General features: G+C 71.6%; 18 protein-coding genes. 11 read left to right on the top strand and 7 right to left on the bottom strand.

All coding sequences use genetic code 11. The features are described from left to right. Window positions 1-11 precede the first annotated feature (11 nt). From ABT158_RS20415 to mshA, 3 genes are read right to left on the bottom strand one after another with little or no spacing between them, the layout of a single operon-like run. On the bottom strand, window positions 12-755 hold the full coding sequence (locus ABT158_RS20415) for a phosphoglyceromutase (protein ID WP_352355458.1): 744 nt from the start codon (window positions 753-755) through the stop codon (window positions 12-14). Window positions 756-794: 39 nt separating this feature from the next. Further along, complete coding sequence (locus ABT158_RS20420) at window positions 795-1,274, bottom strand: type III secretion system chaperone family protein (RefSeq protein ID WP_352355460.1); 480 nt, start codon at window positions 1,272-1,274, stop codon at window positions 795-797. 42 nt (window positions 1,275-1,316) lie between these two features. After that, window positions 1,317-2,594 (bottom strand): D-inositol-3-phosphate glycosyltransferase, encoded by a 1,278-nt coding sequence (mshA, locus tag ABT158_RS20425; protein WP_352355462.1) that lies wholly within the window; start codon window positions 2,592-2,594, stop codon window positions 1,317-1,319. A 94-nt stretch (window positions 2,595-2,688) separates the two neighbouring features. Here mshA and ABT158_RS20430 point away from each other — a divergent pair, with 94 nt between their 5' ends. Together ABT158_RS20430 and ABT158_RS20435 are read left to right on the top strand one after the other, a co-directional pair. Continuing rightward, window positions 2,689-3,435, top strand: a complete 747-nt coding sequence (locus tag ABT158_RS20430) for an SDR family NAD(P)-dependent oxidoreductase (protein ID WP_352355464.1) — start codon at window positions 2,689-2,691, stop codon at window positions 3,433-3,435. Window positions 3,436-3,440: 5 nt separating this feature from the next. Then, the gene (locus ABT158_RS20435) at window positions 3,441-4,232 is read left to right on the top strand and encodes a class I SAM-dependent methyltransferase (protein ID WP_352355466.1); all 792 of its coding nucleotides are present in this window, start codon (window positions 3,441-3,443) and stop codon (window positions 4,230-4,232) included. Between the two features lie 38 nt (window positions 4,233-4,270). Here ABT158_RS20435 and ABT158_RS20440 read toward each other — a convergent pair whose 3' ends face one another. Next, a complete protein-coding gene (locus ABT158_RS20440) occupies window positions 4,271-4,780 on the bottom strand; it encodes an O-acetyl-ADP-ribose deacetylase (RefSeq protein WP_352355468.1) in 510 nt (169 codons plus the stop codon). 88 nt (window positions 4,781-4,868) lie between these two features. Between ABT158_RS20440 and ABT158_RS20445 the strand changes: the two genes are divergently transcribed. The 5 genes from ABT158_RS20445 (at window position 4,869) to ABT158_RS20465 (ending at window position 7,581) form a co-directional block, all read left to right on the top strand. Beyond that, window positions 4,869-5,225, top strand: a complete 357-nt coding sequence (locus ABT158_RS20445) for a BlaI/MecI/CopY family transcriptional regulator (RefSeq protein WP_352319711.1) — start codon at window positions 4,869-4,871, stop codon at window positions 5,223-5,225. Beyond that, a complete protein-coding gene (locus ABT158_RS20450; RefSeq protein ID WP_352355471.1) occupies window positions 5,222-6,127 on the top strand; it encodes a M56 family metallopeptidase in 906 nt (301 codons plus the stop codon). Before ABT158_RS20445 ends, ABT158_RS20450 begins: the two co-directional genes overlap by 4 nt. 61 nt (window positions 6,128-6,188) lie before the next feature. Next, window positions 6,189-6,683 carry a helix-turn-helix domain-containing protein gene (locus ABT158_RS20455; RefSeq protein ID WP_352355473.1) on the top strand — a complete coding sequence of 165 codons (495 nt, stop codon included), beginning with the start codon at window positions 6,189-6,191 and terminating at the stop codon, window positions 6,681-6,683. A gap of 3 nt (window positions 6,684-6,686) precedes the next feature. Then, on the top strand, window positions 6,687-7,097 hold the full coding sequence (locus ABT158_RS20460) for a hypothetical protein (protein ID WP_352355475.1): 411 nt from the start codon (window positions 6,687-6,689) through the stop codon (window positions 7,095-7,097). A gap of 118 nt (window positions 7,098-7,215) precedes the next feature. Continuing rightward, window positions 7,216-7,581 (top strand): DUF2516 family protein, encoded by a 366-nt coding sequence (locus tag ABT158_RS20465; protein WP_352355477.1) that lies wholly within the window; start codon window positions 7,216-7,218, stop codon window positions 7,579-7,581. Window positions 7,582-7,598: 17 nt separating this feature from the next. Here the strand turns inward: ABT158_RS20465 and ABT158_RS20470 are convergent, their stop codons facing one another. Next, window positions 7,599-8,207, bottom strand: coding sequence for an SGNH/GDSL hydrolase family protein (locus tag ABT158_RS20470; protein ID WP_352355479.1), 609 nt, complete (start codon window positions 8,205-8,207; stop codon window positions 7,599-7,601). 115 nt (window positions 8,208-8,322) lie between these two features. Here ABT158_RS20470 and ABT158_RS20475 point away from each other — a divergent pair, with 115 nt between their 5' ends. Further along, on the top strand, window positions 8,323-9,057 hold the full coding sequence (locus tag ABT158_RS20475) for an alanyl-tRNA editing protein (protein ID WP_352355481.1): 735 nt from the start codon (window positions 8,323-8,325) through the stop codon (window positions 9,055-9,057). On the opposite strand, the gene ABT158_RS20480 is transcribed toward ABT158_RS20475, so the two are convergent. After that, window positions 9,054-9,971: a TetR/AcrR family transcriptional regulator C-terminal domain-containing protein gene (locus tag ABT158_RS20480; protein ID WP_352355483.1), complete on the bottom strand. Its 918-nt coding sequence runs from the start codon at window positions 9,969-9,971 to the stop codon at window positions 9,054-9,056. The two genes, ABT158_RS20475 and ABT158_RS20480, sit on opposite strands and share 4 nt — an antisense overlap. 111 nt (window positions 9,972-10,082) lie before the next feature. Here ABT158_RS20480 and ABT158_RS20485 point away from each other — a divergent pair, with 111 nt between their 5' ends. Both ABT158_RS20485 and ABT158_RS20490 read left to right on the top strand, forming a co-directional pair. Then, a complete protein-coding gene (locus ABT158_RS20485) occupies window positions 10,083-11,171 on the top strand; it encodes an FAD-dependent monooxygenase (protein ID WP_352355485.1) in 1,089 nt (362 codons plus the stop codon). 27 nt (window positions 11,172-11,198) lie between these two features. Continuing rightward, window positions 11,199-12,803 (top strand): DUF2207 domain-containing protein, encoded by a 1,605-nt coding sequence (locus ABT158_RS20490; RefSeq protein WP_352355487.1) that lies wholly within the window; start codon window positions 11,199-11,201, stop codon window positions 12,801-12,803. Here the strand turns inward: ABT158_RS20490 and ABT158_RS20495 are convergent. Next, a complete protein-coding gene (locus ABT158_RS20495) occupies window positions 12,800-13,708 on the bottom strand; it encodes an asparaginase (RefSeq protein WP_352355489.1) in 909 nt (302 codons plus the stop codon). The genes ABT158_RS20490 and ABT158_RS20495 overlap by 4 nt on opposite strands. Window positions 13,709-13,768: 60 nt before the next feature. Between ABT158_RS20495 and dtd the strand changes: the two genes are divergently transcribed. Then, entirely contained in the window at window positions 13,769-14,200 is a 432-nt protein-coding gene (gene dtd, locus ABT158_RS20500) for a D-aminoacyl-tRNA deacylase (RefSeq protein WP_352355491.1), read from the top strand. Window position 14,201 lies beyond the last annotated feature (1 nt).

Raw genomic sequence — 14,201 nt, forward strand, 5'->3', positions numbered from 1 at the left:
GGGCTGCGGGGTCAGCGGCCCTGGTTGGCCACTGCCTCGATGGCGGCCTTGGCGGCCTCCGGGTCGAGGTAGCGCCCGCCGCGCACCTGCGGCTTGAAGTCGGCGTCCAGCTCGTACGCCAGCGGGATCCCCGTGGGGATGTTGAGCCCGGCGATGTCGTCGTCGCCGATGCCGTCGAGGTGCTTGACCAGGGCCCGCAGCGAGTTGCCGTGCGCGGTCACCAGGACCGTGCGCCCCGCGGCCAGGTCGGGGACGATCTCGTCGTACCAGTACGGGAGCATGCGGTCGACGACGTCCTTCAGGCACTCCGTGCGCGGCATGAGCTCCGGCGGCAGGAGGGCGTACCGGGGGTCGCCGGCCTGGGAGTACTCGTCGTCGTCGGCGATGGGCGGCGGCGGCACGTCGTACGAGCGGCGCCAGAGCATGAACTGCTCGTCGCCGAACTCCTCACGCGTCTGGGCCTTGTTCTTGCCCTGCAGGGCCCCGTAGTGGCGTTCGTTCAGCCGCCAGCTGCGCTTGACCGGGAGCCAGAGCAGGTCGGCCTCGCCCAGGGCGAGCTGGGCCGTCTGGATGGCCCGGGTCAGGAGGCTGGTGTGCAGGACGTCGGGCCGCAGACCGGCCTCCTGCAGGAGCCGGCCGCCGCGCCGGGCCTCGTCCTCGCCCTTGGCCGACAGGCTGACGTCCACCCAACCGGTGAACAGGCCCTTCGCGTTCCAGTCGCTCTCACCGTGCCGTAGCAGCACCAAAGTCGCCATGCGGCCAATCCTATGGCCGCCGCCCGGAGCGCCGGCAGGTCACTGCCCGGGGTCGGCGAATCGGGCGAAAGCCTGCAGGTTGGCCAGGGATTCGCCGCGTTTGGCACGCCACTCCCACTCCCGCCTGATGGAGGAGGCGAAGCCCAGCTCCAGCGCCCGGTCGAACCAGTCGTCGGCGTACGTCAGCACGCAGCCGAGCAACCGGTCGACCTCCTCCTCGGTGACGGCGTCCAGCGGCACCCGGCCGACGAGGTAGACGTCGCCGACGGGGTCGAGGGAGAAGTGCACGCCGTACATGGCGCCGTTCTTGCCGAGGAGCCAGCGGTAGAACTCCTCGTGGTTCTCGTCCGGCTGGCGGCAGAAGAACGCCTCGACGTGCAGCACCCGCTCGCCGACGATCAGCCAGGTCATGGTGGCGAGCTTGTGCTGTCCGGGCAGCTTGACCAGGAACGCCCCGGGCCGCGGCTCGTCGTAGGAGACGTCCGCGGCCTTGAGCGCGGCTTCGACGACATCGCGCATGGGTTACAGCTTAGGAGCGCGCGACGTGCGGCCGGCCGGCCGCTAGAAGTTGAGCGCCACGGGCACCTTGTGCAGATTCGCGACCGCGCCCGCGTACACCTCCATGAGCCGGCCCGCCGTCGCCTGCCAACCGAAGGCGGCCGCGTGCGTACGGGCCCCCCGCGACAACTGCTCACGCCATTCGGGCAGGGTGACCAGGCGGTGCAGGACGCGGGCCCATTCGTCGGGGTCGTGCCCGTCCACCAGCACGCCGGAGACCCCGTCGTGGACGGCGGTGCGCAGCCCGCCCACGGCCGCGGCGGCGACCGGCGTCCCGCAGGCCTGCGACTCCAGGGCCACGAGCCCGAACGACTCGCTGTAGGACGGCACGACGGTCACGTCCGCCGCCCGGTACCAGTCGGCCAGTTCCTCCTGCGGGGCCGGCGGCACGAGCCGGACGACGTCGGAGATGCCCAGCTCACCGGCCAGTTCGGTGAGGATGGACGGCCGGGCCAGCCCGTTGCCCGACGGCCCGCCGACGCAGGCGACGACCAGCCGGCCGCGCAGCGAGGGGTCGTCGATGAGCATGCGCGAGGCCGCGCGCAGCAGCACGTCGGGGGCCTTGAGCGGCTGGATGCGGCCCACGAACAGCAGCACGCGCGCGTCCTGCGGCAGGCCGAGCCGCTGCCGGGCGGCGCCCTGCGAGGCGGGCTGGAAGACGGTGAGGTTGACGCCGGGGTTCACGACGGCCACGCGCTGCCGGGCGGCGCCGTACAGGTCGATGAGTTCGCGGGCCTCGTCGGCGGTGTTGGCCACGAGGCGGTCGGCGATCTCCACGACCTGTTCCTCGCCCACCACGCGGGCCTGCGGCTCCGGCTTGTCGTCCTGGGCGAGCAGCAGGTTCTTGACCTTGGCCATGGTGTGCATGGTGTGCACGAGCGGCACGCCCCAGCGCTCCTTGGCCAGCCAGCCGACCTGCCCGGACAGCCAGTAGTGGGAGTGGATGACGTCGTAGTGGCCGGGGTCGTACATGGCCTCGGTGCGCAGCACCTCCGACAGGAACGCGCACAGCTGCCCGGGAAGGTCCGCGCGGTCCATCTCCTCGTACGGCCCGGCCGTCAGGTGACGTACCAGGACGCCTGGGGCGAGTTCGGCCACGGGCGGCTGGTCGCGGGCGGTGGCCCTGGTGAAGATCTCCACCTCCACGCCGAGTTGCGCCAGCCTCCTGGCCGACTCGACGATGTACACGTTCATGCCACCGGCGTCGCCCGTGCCGGGCTGGTCCAATGGCGATGTGTGCATGCTGATGGTCGCGACCCGGCTGACCCGTCGTCGCCTCACTCGACATCACCTCCAAGCGGAATACAACCATCCGAATTTTTTCGACATTCCCCGCCGCGGCTCGCACCGCGTCCGCCCTGGCAGGATGAGGGGCATGCAGAGAACGGCAGTGGTGACCGGCGCGAGCGGCGGGATCGGCGAGGCGACCGCGCGGCGGCTCGCCGCTGAAGGCTACGTGGTGGTGGCGGGCGCACGGCGCCGCGACCGGCTGGACAAGCTGGCCGCGGAGGTGCCCTCGATCAGGCCGGTGACGCTCGACGTGACCTCTCAGGAGTCGGTTGACGCGCTGGCGGGCTCGCTCGACCGCTGCGACGTGCTGGTCAACAACGCCGGTGGCGCGCTCGGCATGGAATCGGTCACGGACGCCCTTCTGGACGACTGGCAGCAGATGTACGACACGAACGTACTCGGCTCCCTACGCATGACCCAGGCGCTGATCCCCAAACTCGTGGAGTCGGGCGACGGCGTGCTGGTGATGCTGACCTCGACCGCCGCCCTGGTCTCCTACGAGGGCGGCGGCGGCTACTGCGCGGCCAAGCACGCCCAGTCCGCGATGGCCGAGACCCTCCGTCTGGAGCTGGTCGGGCAGCCGGTCCGGGTGGTCGAGATCGCGCCGGGCATGGTCAAGAGCGAGGGCTTCGCGGTCACCCGCTTCCGCGGCGACGAGACGGCCGCCGCCCGCGTGTACGAGGGCGTCCCCGACCCGCTGTCCGCCGACGACGTGGCCGACGCCATCGCCTGGTGCGTGACGCGCCCGTCGCACGTCAACATCGACCGCCTGGTGATCAGGCCGCGCGCCCAGGCCGCCCAGCACAAGGTGCACCGCGTCAGCGGCGGCTGAGCCGGATGGCCAGACCGGTCGGCGCGATCACCCGCGGCACGACGTGGCACAACCGGCTGCGCCGGGTCGACCGCTGGACTGCCGCCGTGCACGGCCCGGCCCTGCGCGCCGCCGTCCGCCCGCTCGTCGTCGACCTCGGCTACGGCGCCTCGCACACGACCACGCTTGAGCTGTTCACCCGGCTGCGCGCGGTCGCGCCCGACGTCGAGGTGGTCGGCATCGAGATCGACCCGGCCAGGGTCGCCCTGGCCAAGCCGTACGAGCGGGAGGGGCTGAGCTTCGTGCTCGGCGGCTTCGAGCTGCCCGTCCCGCGCCCGCCGACGCTGGTCCGCGCCTTCAACGTGCTGCGCCAGTACGGCGAGGCCGAGGCGTGGCACTACTGGGACGTGCTGTGCGGCAAGCTGGCCCCCGGCGGCGTGCTGGTCGAGGGCACCTGCTCCGAGACCGGACGGCGGGCGGTCTGGGTGGGCCTGTCCCCCGACGGCCCGCGCACGCTGACGTTCTCCGCCCGGTTCGACGCCTTCGAGCGGCCTTCCGACCTGGCCGACCGGCTGCCGAAGACCCTCATCCACCGGAACGTGCCGGGTGAGCGCATCCATGCGTTCCTGCGTGACTTCGACCACGCGTGGGCGGTCAGCGCCCCTTACGGCGTGCACGGGCTGCGGCAGCGCTGGCTGGCGTCCGTGCGGCTGCTGGCCGGGCAGTGGCCTGTGGCGGTGCGCCCGCCGCTCGGCGGCCCGGCCCGCTGGCGGCTCGGCGAGCTGACGCTGCCCTGGTCGGCGGTGGACCCGCGCTGACGGGCTCCGGGCCGTCGGGAGAGCTGACGGGATCCGGGCTATCGGGACAGCTGCGCGAGGAACACCTCGTAGGCGGCGGTGTCGAACAGCACGAACCTGACCTCTTCCACCGACGTCCCGGCCGCGCGCACGGCGGCGACGGCGATGCGGGCGGCGTCGTCGAGCGGCCAGCCGTAGACGCCCGTGGAGATCGCGGGGAAGGCCACCGTCCGCGCGCCCAGCTCGTCCGCCACCCGCAGCGACTCCAGGTGGCAGGAGGCCAGCAGCTCGGAGCGGTCCTGCGACCTGGAGTAGACCGGCCCGACCGTGTGGATCACCCAGCGGGCCGGCAGCAGCCCGGCGGTGGTGGCGACGGCCCGGCCGGTCGGCAGGCCCTTGCCGTAATGTCCGGCGCGCAGCCGCCTGCACTCCTCCAGGATCTCCGGCCCGCCGCGGCGGTGGATGGCGCCGTCGACGCCCCCGCCGCCGAGCAGCGAGGAGTTGGCCGCGTTCACGATCGCGTCGGCCTGCTGCTCGGTGATGTCGCCCTGCACCAACGTGACATTCATCTCACCGAGCCTGCCAGGCGGGATTCCGCGCCGCCACTTGCCGCTCCCGGATGCCAGCTCGACGCCTTGTAGAGCTACCCTGAAGGGCGTGAAGGGTCTTGGCGAGCTTGAGCGCAGCATCATGGACATCCTCTGGGCGGAGCACAACCCGCTGACCGCCCGCGAGGTCGGCAGGCTCATAGCCGATCGCGACCTCGCCCCCACGACGGTGATGACCGTACTCGACCGCCTCACGCGCAAGGGCTTCCTGGAGCGCACCAGGGACGGCCGCGCGTGGCGTTACGAACCGGCCGCGAGCCGTGACGCCTACATCGCCGAGCTTATGCTTGAGGCGTTGGACCTGACGGGCGACCGATCGGCCGCCCTGACCCGCTTCGCCCAGGCCGTGTCGGGCCCGGAGGCGGAGATCCTGCGGAGAGCCCTCACGGAGCTGGAGGAAGAGTGATCACGGCAGCGGTGCTAGCGGCGCTCGCCACGGCGTGCGCGCTCGGCTCCTGGCGTTTCACGACGGCCCGGTGGACCTCCCGTGCCCCGAGGCTCGCCATCATCGTCTGGCAGTCCCTGGGCGTGGCCTGGGGTCTGGCCACTACCGGCGCCATGCTGGCCTACGCGGTCCTGCCCTACAACGTGGGCGTGCTGCCGGGGCTGATCGCCTTCGCCCGCGGCAGGACGCCGGCCGAGGCCTGGGACCCGTGGCACGTCCTGGCCATGATCGCCGGCCTCACGTCGCTGGCGGTGCTGGTCGTGGTGCTGCTGACGGCCGGCGTGCAGGCGTTGCGCGCGCGGCGGCGGCATCGTGTGCTGCTCGCGCTGATCTCCCGCGACGATCCGGGCGTGCCGGGGGTGCGGGTGCTCGACCATCCCAGCGCGGCGGCGTACTGCGTGCCGGGGTTGCGCTCGCAGGTCGTGGTCAGCGCGGGCGCGCTCGAACTGCTGTCGCCGGACGAGATGGCGGCCGTGCTGGCGCACGAGGCCGCCCACGTGCGCGAGCGGCACGACCTGGTGCTGCTGCCGTTCGCCGCGCTGCGCCGGGCGCTGCCCTGGTCGAAGGTGGTGGCCGACGCGCAGGCGCAGGTGGAGCTGCTGATCGAGATGGCCGCCGACGACCGTGCCCGCCGCTACTGCTCGCCGCGCAGGCTGGCGACGGCGCTGCTCAGGTTCGGTACGGCCGGCGCCATGCCGACCCCGCAGGGCATGCTCGGCGTGCACGCGCACAACGTCATGGCCAGGGTGGACCGCCTGATCAAGCCAGGGCCGGAATTGTCAGCATTTGTCCGGTACGGCTACCTCGCCCTCTCTGTGAGCTTGCTCACCACCACCCCGTTCCTGTGGGTCTACCAGCTCTGACTGCTTGCAGGTGTTAGCCGTTCCGTTTGCAATTGCAAGCACGGGACGGCAGACTGTGGGTATGGCACTACCGAAGGTCGGCTCGATCGGCGAATACATCCGCGAGCAACGGCAACAGGCGAAGATCTCGCTGCGCCAGCTCGCGCAGGCGGCAGGGGTCTCCAACCCCTACCTGAGCCAGATCGAGCGCGGGCTGCGCAAGCCGAGCGCGGAGATTCTGAACCAGATCGCCAAGGGTCTGCGCATCTCCTCGCAGGCGCTCTACGTGCAGGCCGGCCTCATCGAGGACCGGGAGCCGCCGAGCGACGTGATCACCGCGGTCAACGCCGACACGCTGCTGACCGAGCGGCAGCGCCAGGTGCTGATCGACATCTATGAATCGTTCCGCAAGGAGAACCGCACCGAGGGCGAACAGACCTCCCAGAACGCCCGCCCTCAGCACGACTCCACCGCGGACGACGAGCCGCCGCTGCCCGAGGAGTATCTCGCCGCGCTTGAGCCCTACGCGGCCTCCCCCGGCAACGGGACCGTCACCCAGGAAACCAAGGAAGGTTAACCCATGACGCTCGCCACCGAGGTCAAGAAGCTCACCGACTCCAAGCCGTTCTACGCCTTCGCCGGCGCCGGCGACTTCGCCGTCGAGAAGCTGCGCGAGCTGCCCGAGCAGCTGCGTCAGCTCCAGTCCCGCCGCTCGGAGCTGGCCAGGGACCTGCCGGAGAAGACCCGCGCGTACGCCGACAAGGCCGAGGGCTTCGTCCGCGAGTTCCCGGACAAGGCCCGCGAGTACGCCGACCAGCTGAGCAGCAAGGCCACCGAGGTCTACGAGGACTTCGCCACCCGTGGCCGCAAGGTCGTCAGCAAGACGACCGGCGAGGCCGCCCTTGAGCTGGAGGAGGTGTCGGAGGCCGCCGAGCCGCCCGTCGCCGAGCCCGTCAAGAAGACCACGCGTACCCCTCGGGCCAAGGCCTGAGTCAGCGAGCGGGCCCGCCTCTCCGGAGGCGGGCCCGTTCCTGTTCCGGTGCCCGCTTGTCGGGGACGCCTATTAGGCTGGGGCCGATTTCATCGCGGCGTTGGGTGGAGCCAGCAACATGAATATGATCAACGGCGTTTTCAACTTCCTTTTCCTGGTGCTCGCCGCCGTCATCTTCGGCATGTCGGTCTACGCGCTGGTGCACGCGGCGCGCGTGCCGACCAACGCGTTCGTCTCGGCGGGCAAGCTGCAGAAGAAGATCTGGGTGCTCATCCTCGCGCTGGCGACCCTGCTGTCCGGCGGCGGCGCGCTGGGCTACTTCAACGACTTCATGCTGGTCGGCGGCTTCCGGTTCATCGGCCTCAGCGGGCTCGGCCTGTTCTCCATCCTGGCCGTCATCGCCGCCACGATCTACATCGTCGACGTCAAGCCCGCGGTCAAGGGCATGGGCCGCGGCAACAGCGGCCCCTACGGCCCCTGGTAGGCCGGCCCCCGCCCGGATCAGGCCAGCTCCGCCGCCAGCCACGCGGCGATGCGCTCGTGCCCGGCGAACGTGGGATGCACGCCGTCGGGCAGCACCGTCTCCGACGGCCTGCCGGTCACCCATTTCCGGCGCATCGGGTCGAGGAACGGCACGCCCGCGGCGTCGGCCACCTCCGCCAGGGCGTCGCGCACCCGGTAGGCCTTGGCCGGGGTGTCCTCCAGCCAGATCGGGCCGACCATCACGACCTTGGTGACCGGCCAGCGGCGGCGCACCTCGGCCAGCAGGGCGGCGGCGGCCTCGCGCACCTGCCCGGTGCTCCAGCGCTGGTCGTTGTGGCCGCCGGAGATGACCAGCACGTCGGGGGCCGGCCGCCAAGCCAGCTCCTCCTCGAACGACCGCCGGAACGTGCGGCCCACCTTGCCCTCGTTGAGATAGCCGGTGCCGCCGGCGCCGGCGATGACCGGCTGCCAGCCGAGCAGCCGCGCCGACTCCGAGGCGTAGGTCCGCCAGGGCGGCACCGGGCCGGATCCGACCGTGAAGCTGTCGCCCACGAACATCATCACGGGCACCGCCGGACGGGCGGGAGGGACGGCCTCGGGCGCCCGCTGCGGCGGCGTCCGGGCCACCGCACTCGTACATGCTGAAATTCCAGCAAATATCCCCATTAGTGCGACGACCGGGGCGATTCTTCCTCGAAGCATCAGGCCACGCATAATCACCCCGGGGCACTAGGCTGCCGATATGACCGCCGACCTCCACGGACGCACGCAGCGGCTCGAACTGTCGGACCAGAGCCTGCGAGATTTCGAAGCCGTCGTGCTGGACGCGACGCCTGAGGGGATCGTGCTGAGCAGGTCGGCATTCTATCCAGGCGGGGGCGGCCAGCCTGCCGATCACGGAGTTCTGGTCTGGCAGGGCGTGGAGACGCGCATCGTCGGGGTGCGCAAAGGCGACGATCTCTACCTGATCCCCGCCGAAGGCGACCCGATCCCGCCCGCCGGCACGGTGGTCGAGGCAGCGGTGGCCGACGCCCGGCGTTCGGCGCTCATGCGGACGCACTCGGGCCTGCACGTGTTGTGCGGCGTGGTGTTCAGGGACTACGGCTGCCTGGTCACCGGCGGCAACATGGACGAGCTGAGCGCCCGCATGGACTTCGACCTGCCCGAGGTGCCACCCGGCTTCAAGGAGGCCGTCGAGGACGCGTGCAACGCCGAGATCGCCGCCGACCGCCGCATCGACGTGCGCGTGCTGCCGCGGCGGGAGGCGTTCGAGATCCCCGACATCATCCGCACGGCCGGCAACCTGGTGCCCGAGGCCGTCCAGGACGTGCGCATCGTCGACATCGTGGGCCTCGACACGCAGGCCGACGGCGGCACCCATGTGGCCTCGACCAAGCAGATCGGCCGCATCAAGGTGGCCAAGATCGAGAGCAAGGGCCGCGGCTTCCGCCGGCTGCGCATCGCGATCTCCGACTAGCGCCCCTCGACCAGCCCGGCGAGCCCGTCGAGCAGCGCGTCGAGGCCGAAGGCGAACAGCCGGTCGAGGTCGAGGTCGAACTCGCCGCCCAGCTCCTCGATGACGCCGGTGAAGGCGGTCAGCCGCCCCGACTCCGCCAGCGCCTGGAGCTCCCCCTCGCGGCTGGTCATCCACTCGTCGGCGGTGAGCCCGGTCGCGGCCTGGGCCTGCTGCTCCATCTCGATGTTGGCGGCCAGGCCCTGGACGAAGCTGAACAGCAGGGTGTGCACGTGCATCTTGCTGATGGGATCGAGGGGCGAGCCCTCCAGCGTGCGCATGACCCACTCGGTGTGGGCGATCAGGCTGGCCGAGGGCAGCGGCCTGGTCAGTGACGTGACCCTGGCCATCCACGGGTGGGTGCGGTAGCCCGCCCACTGCACCCGGGCGGCGGTCTCCAGCCTGGCCCGCCATCCGTCGGGCGGCGGGTCGGGCAGCGGGAACTCCCTGATCACCTGGTCGATCATGAGCATGACCAGGTCGTCCTTGCCGCCGACGTGCCGGTAGAGGGACATGGTGGCCACGCCGAGCCGGCCCGCGACGCCGCGCATGGTCAGCTCGGCGAGGCCGTCGGCGTCGGCGATCTCGACGGCCGCGGCCACGATGCGGTCGCGGGTCAGGTCGTCGCCGGACGGGACGGGGGCCCGCCGCGCCCTGCCGCCGCGGGTCTCGGCCACGATCGTGCCGACGCGCGGCTCGGCGACCACCACGCCCTCCTGGGCCAGGACGGTGAGCGCCTTGGCGGCCGTGGCGAGCGCGACCTCCCAGTCGCGGGCGAGCTGCCTGGTGGAGGGCACCCGGTCGCCGGGGCGGAGCCGGCCGTCGGCGATGCGCCGCCTGATGTCCTCGACGATGCGCGCGTAGGGCGGAACGGTCATCGCAACCCCTTCTCTGTACTAGTACAGATCGTACCAGTAAAGCCTTGTGAGCAGCTGTATGTACGGCGTACATTCAGCTCTGCGTACTACGTCAACAACAAGGAGCGCGTCATGAAGGTTCTGGTCTCGGGAGCGAGCGTCGGCGGGCCCGTCCTGGCTCACTGGCTGCGGCGGCGCGGCTCGGAGGTCACGCTGGTCGAGCGCGCGCCGCGCCCGCGCAAGGGCGGCCAGGCCGTCGACGTCCGCGGCGCCGCCCTGGTCGTGGCCGACCGCATGGGCATCCTGGAGCAGGTCAGGGCCGCGCGGACGACCATGCGCGGCATGTCCATGGTCGACGGCGACGGCAACGAGATCATGCGCAGCACCGAGGAGACGATCAGCGGCGGCCGGCTCGACAGCCCGGACGTCGAGATCGCCCGCGACGACCTCACCGCGATCGTCGGCGCCGTCACCGACGCCCCCTGCCGCTTCGGCGACTCCATCGCCGCCCTCGCCCAGGACGGCGACGGCGTGGAGGTGACCTTCGACAGCGGCGTCCGGGAACGCTACGACTACGTGATCGGCGCCGACGGCCTGCACTCCAACGTCAGGCGCCTGGTGTTCGGCCCGGAGGAGCGCTTCCTGCGGCACCTCGGCATGTACGTCTCCATCTACACCGCCGACAACTTCCTCGGCCTGGACCACTGGCAGCTCTGGCACCGCGCGGGCGAGGCCGGGTTCGGCCTGTTCAGCGACCGCGAGCCGGCGGTGATGAAGGTGAACATGGGCTTCGCCGCGGGCCCGATCGGCTACGACCACCGCGACGTCGAGCAGCAGAAGCGCCTGGTCCAGGAGCACTGCTCGGGGCTGCGCTGGGAGGCGCCCAAGCTGCTTGACGCCATGTGGCAGGCCGACGACTTCTACTTCGACGCCATGGCCCAGGTGGAGATGGACCGCTGGTCGCAGGGCCGGGTCGCGCTGATCGGCGACGCCGCCCACTGCCCCTCGCCGCTGTCGGGGCAGGGCACCAGCCTGGCCCTGGTGGGGGCGTACGTGCTGGCCGAGGAGCTGGGCCGGGCCCCCGAGGGGGCGTTCGACCGGTACGAGCGGCGCATGCGGCCCTACGTCGCCCTGAACCAGGCCCTGGCCCTGGAGAACCCGGGCATGCCCGCCTCGCCCGAGAGCGTACGCCGGGCGGCCGACGCCATCACCCTGGATTGACACCCGCAACCGCTACGATGTCCCGCCATGACGGGTTTCAGACTCACATTGGCCGCCCTGGGAGCCACGGCTCTGACGTTGCTGGCCACCCCCGCCTCGGCGGAGGCCGGCATCACGGACCAGGTGACGATGACGCTCGCCAAGGACGGCACGCTCCATGTGGTCGAGAAGATCACCGGGGCGTCCGGCGGCCTCAAGCGCACCCTGCTCACCAAGACGCGCTACGACGACGACAACGACCGCGTCTACCGGGTCACCAACGTCAAGGGCGGCAAGCTCGACGGCGACGTCCTGACCGTGACCGGCCAGACCGTCGAGTACGACGTCAAGGGCGCGGTGACCACCTCCGGCGGGGTCGAGGAGCTGCGCTGGTTCGCCGTCAGCGGCTGGAGCGTCCCCGTGACCAAGGCGACCGTCCAGGTCAGCGGGCCCGGCCAGGTGCAGAACCTGTCGTGCTTCGCCGGCGACCTGACCTCGGCGATCGGCTGCACCTCGGCCTCGATGGACCACACCGCCACCCGGGCCGACTTCGAGCAGGACAACCTGGCGGCGGGCCAGGCCCTGACGGTGGTCGTCGGCTACCCCAAGGGCTCCAGCTCCGGCGCGCCCATCCTGGAGCGCCGCTTCTCGCTGGCCTCGGCGTTCACCCTCGACCTGGTCACCGGCGGCGCGCTGGCCGCCCTGCTCGTGCTGCTGCTCGGCGGCGTCGGCCTGCTCTACTGGACGCGCGGCCGGGACGCCCGGGTCGCGGGCCACGAGAAGGGCGGGGTCGATCCCATCCAGAACGGGCACTTCACCCCGCCGGACGGCGTGCGTCCCGGCCAGATCGGCACGCTGGTGGACGAGCAGGCCGACGTCATCGACGTGACCGCCACCATCGTCGACCTGGCCGTCCGCGGCTACCTGCGGATCGACGAGCAGCCCCGCCAGACCTACGACGCCCCCGACTGGCTGCTGGTCAGGCTGCCGAACGCGCCGGTCAACTCGCTGCTGACGTACGAGCGCGCCCTGTACGACGCGGTCTTCGACGGCCGCGACGCGGTGCTGCTCTCCCAGCTGTCCGGCTCGTTCGCCGGCCATCTGGGCAAGGTGCGCGATGCCCTCTACACCGACGTGGTCGCGCAGGGCTGGTTCGCCCGCCGTCCCGACACCGAGCGCACCCGGTGGACGACGATCGGCGTCGTGCTGATCGGCCTGGGCCTGCTGGCCACGGTCGGGCTGGCCTGGTTCACCACGTACGGGCTGCTGGGGCTGGCCCTGGTCATCGCGGGCGGCGCGCTGGCCGTCGGCGGCCAGTACATGCCGGCCAAGACCGCCAAGGGCTCGGCCGCGCTCGCGCACACGATGGGCTTCCGCGAGTACCTGTTCTCCGGCGACCTCGGCGAGGTGCCCGAGCAGCACCGGGTGGAGCTGTTCTCGCGCTACCTGCCGTACGCGGTGATCTTCGACGGCGTCGAGCACTGGTCGCGGGTGGTGGCCTCGGTGACCGGCAACGGCCACCAGGCCGACAACCTCTACTGGTACCACGGGCCGGCGGAGTGGGACCTGTCCAAGTTCGCCGGGTCGATGCGCACGTTCACCACGACGACCTCGGGGGCCATCTCCGCCAGCCGCCAGTTCCGCACCCTCTAGCGGATCCGCAGCTCGCCGACCGGCCGGCCGCCGCCCAGCAGCGCCGGCCTGGCCAGCTCGGCCAGCTCGGGCGCGTCCAGGCCGAGCGAGCGCAGGGCCGCCACGGTGACGGGCACGCGGGCCCGCGACGAGCCGTCCTCGATCTTGATCGTGCCGGCCCGGCCGTCCTCGAACGCGAACGCGTCGAACGCCTCCGCGCCCGCCTTCAGCATCAGCCCGGGGATCGCCCGCATGAGCTTGGCCTCGGGCCGGTCGGTGCCGGAGGTCCACTCGGGGTGGGCGCGCATGGCGTCGAAGATGCGCCGCTCGAACGAGCCCTCCGCGGCCAGCGGGAAGGCCCGGAACGCCTTGGTCACGCCGAGCATCGAGACGAAGAACAGCGGCGCGCCGCAGCCGTCCACGCCGGAGGCGGCCACCCGCTCGCCGGTCAGGTCCTCGACCGTCGCGCGGATCGCGCGCTGGAGCGGGTGCGCGGGCTCCAGATACGTCGTCAGCGGCCAGTCGTTGAGCACGCAGGTGGCCAGCATGGCGGCGTGCTTGCCGGAGCAGTTCATGTAGACCCGGCCGAACTCGGTCGAGGTACGCGCGAACGGGTGGTCCTCCGGACACAGCAGGGCGGACTCCTCCAGGCCCGCTCCGGCCAGGATGTTCCGTACGCCATCCACGTGGAACGCCTCACCCGAGTGCGAGGCGCAGGCCAGCGCCAGCAGCTCACCCTCCAGCTGGAGGCCGTTGCGCATCATGCCGAGCGCCTGCAGCGGCTTCATCGACGATCGCGGCGAGGCCGGCACGTGCACCGCTCCCCGCGTCTCCACCGGGACGCCCTGCGCGTCCACGGTGAGCATGCGGGCCAGATGGGTGGACTCCACGAACCCCGACCGGACAACCTCGACAACAAGCGACATTACGCGCCCCCTTTCGGCACGAGTCTACGAACAGTTCTTTCTGCGCCAGAATGGGATGCCATGCGAGCAGTCGTACAACGAGTGAGCTCGGCCTCCGTCGAGGTCGAGGGGCAGACGGTCGGCGCCATCGACGAGCCGGGACTGCTCGTCCTGGTCGGCGTGACGCACACCGACACCCGCGCCGAGGCCGCCAAGCTCGCCGCCAAGCTGTGGGGCCTGCGCGTGCTGCACGGCGAGAAGTCGTGCTCCGACGTCTCCGCCCCGCTCCTGGTGATCAGCCAGTTCACCCTCTACGGCGACGCGCGCAAGGGCCGGCGCCCCACCTGGCAGGCCGCAGCCCCGGGGCCGGTCGCCGAGCCGCTGGTGGAGGCCGTGGTCGAGGAGCTGAGGGCGCTCGGCGCGCACGTGGAGACCGGCCGCTTCGGCGCCGACATGAAGGTCTCGCTGGTCAACGACGGGCCGATCACGCTCGTCCTCGACATCGACGCCTGAG

The sequence above is a fragment of the Nonomuraea sp. NPDC001636 genome (assembly GCF_040298265.1).
Classification (GTDB): Bacteria; Actinomycetota; Actinomycetes; order Streptosporangiales; family Streptosporangiaceae; genus Nonomuraea.

Excerpts from the sequence above, each read along its gene's own strand:
- ABT158_RS20415 (WP_352355458.1), bottom strand. The coding sequence starts at position 755 with ATGGCGACTTTGGTGCTGCTACGGCACGGTGAGAGCGACTGGAACGCG.
- ABT158_RS20420 (WP_352355460.1), bottom strand. The coding sequence starts at position 1,274 with ATGCGCGATGTCGTCGAAGCCGCGCTCAAGGCCGCGGACGTCTCCTAC.
- ABT158_RS20430 (WP_352355464.1), top strand. The coding sequence starts at position 2,689 with ATGCAGAGAACGGCAGTGGTGACCGGCGCGAGCGGCGGGATCGGCGAG.
- ABT158_RS20435 (WP_352355466.1), top strand. The coding sequence starts at position 3,441 with ATGGCCAGACCGGTCGGCGCGATCACCCGCGGCACGACGTGGCACAAC.
- ABT158_RS20440 (WP_352355468.1), bottom strand. The coding sequence starts at position 4,780 with ATGAATGTCACGTTGGTGCAGGGCGACATCACCGAGCAGCAGGCCGAC.
- ABT158_RS20455 (WP_352355473.1), top strand. The coding sequence starts at position 6,189 with ATGGCACTACCGAAGGTCGGCTCGATCGGCGAATACATCCGCGAGCAA.
- ABT158_RS20460 (WP_352355475.1), top strand. The coding sequence starts at position 6,687 with ATGACGCTCGCCACCGAGGTCAAGAAGCTCACCGACTCCAAGCCGTTC.
- ABT158_RS20465 (WP_352355477.1), top strand. The coding sequence starts at position 7,216 with ATGAATATGATCAACGGCGTTTTCAACTTCCTTTTCCTGGTGCTCGCC.
- ABT158_RS20475 (WP_352355481.1), top strand. The coding sequence starts at position 8,323 with ATGACCGCCGACCTCCACGGACGCACGCAGCGGCTCGAACTGTCGGAC.
- ABT158_RS20480 (WP_352355483.1), bottom strand. The coding sequence starts at position 9,971 with ATGACCGTTCCGCCCTACGCGCGCATCGTCGAGGACATCAGGCGGCGC.
- ABT158_RS20485 (WP_352355485.1), top strand. The coding sequence starts at position 10,083 with ATGAAGGTTCTGGTCTCGGGAGCGAGCGTCGGCGGGCCCGTCCTGGCT.
- ABT158_RS20490 (WP_352355487.1), top strand. The coding sequence starts at position 11,199 with ATGACGGGTTTCAGACTCACATTGGCCGCCCTGGGAGCCACGGCTCTG.
- ABT158_RS20495 (WP_352355489.1), bottom strand. The coding sequence starts at position 13,708 with ATGTCGCTTGTTGTCGAGGTTGTCCGGTCGGGGTTCGTGGAGTCCACC.
- dtd (WP_352355491.1), top strand. The coding sequence starts at position 13,769 with ATGCGAGCAGTCGTACAACGAGTGAGCTCGGCCTCCGTCGAGGTCGAG.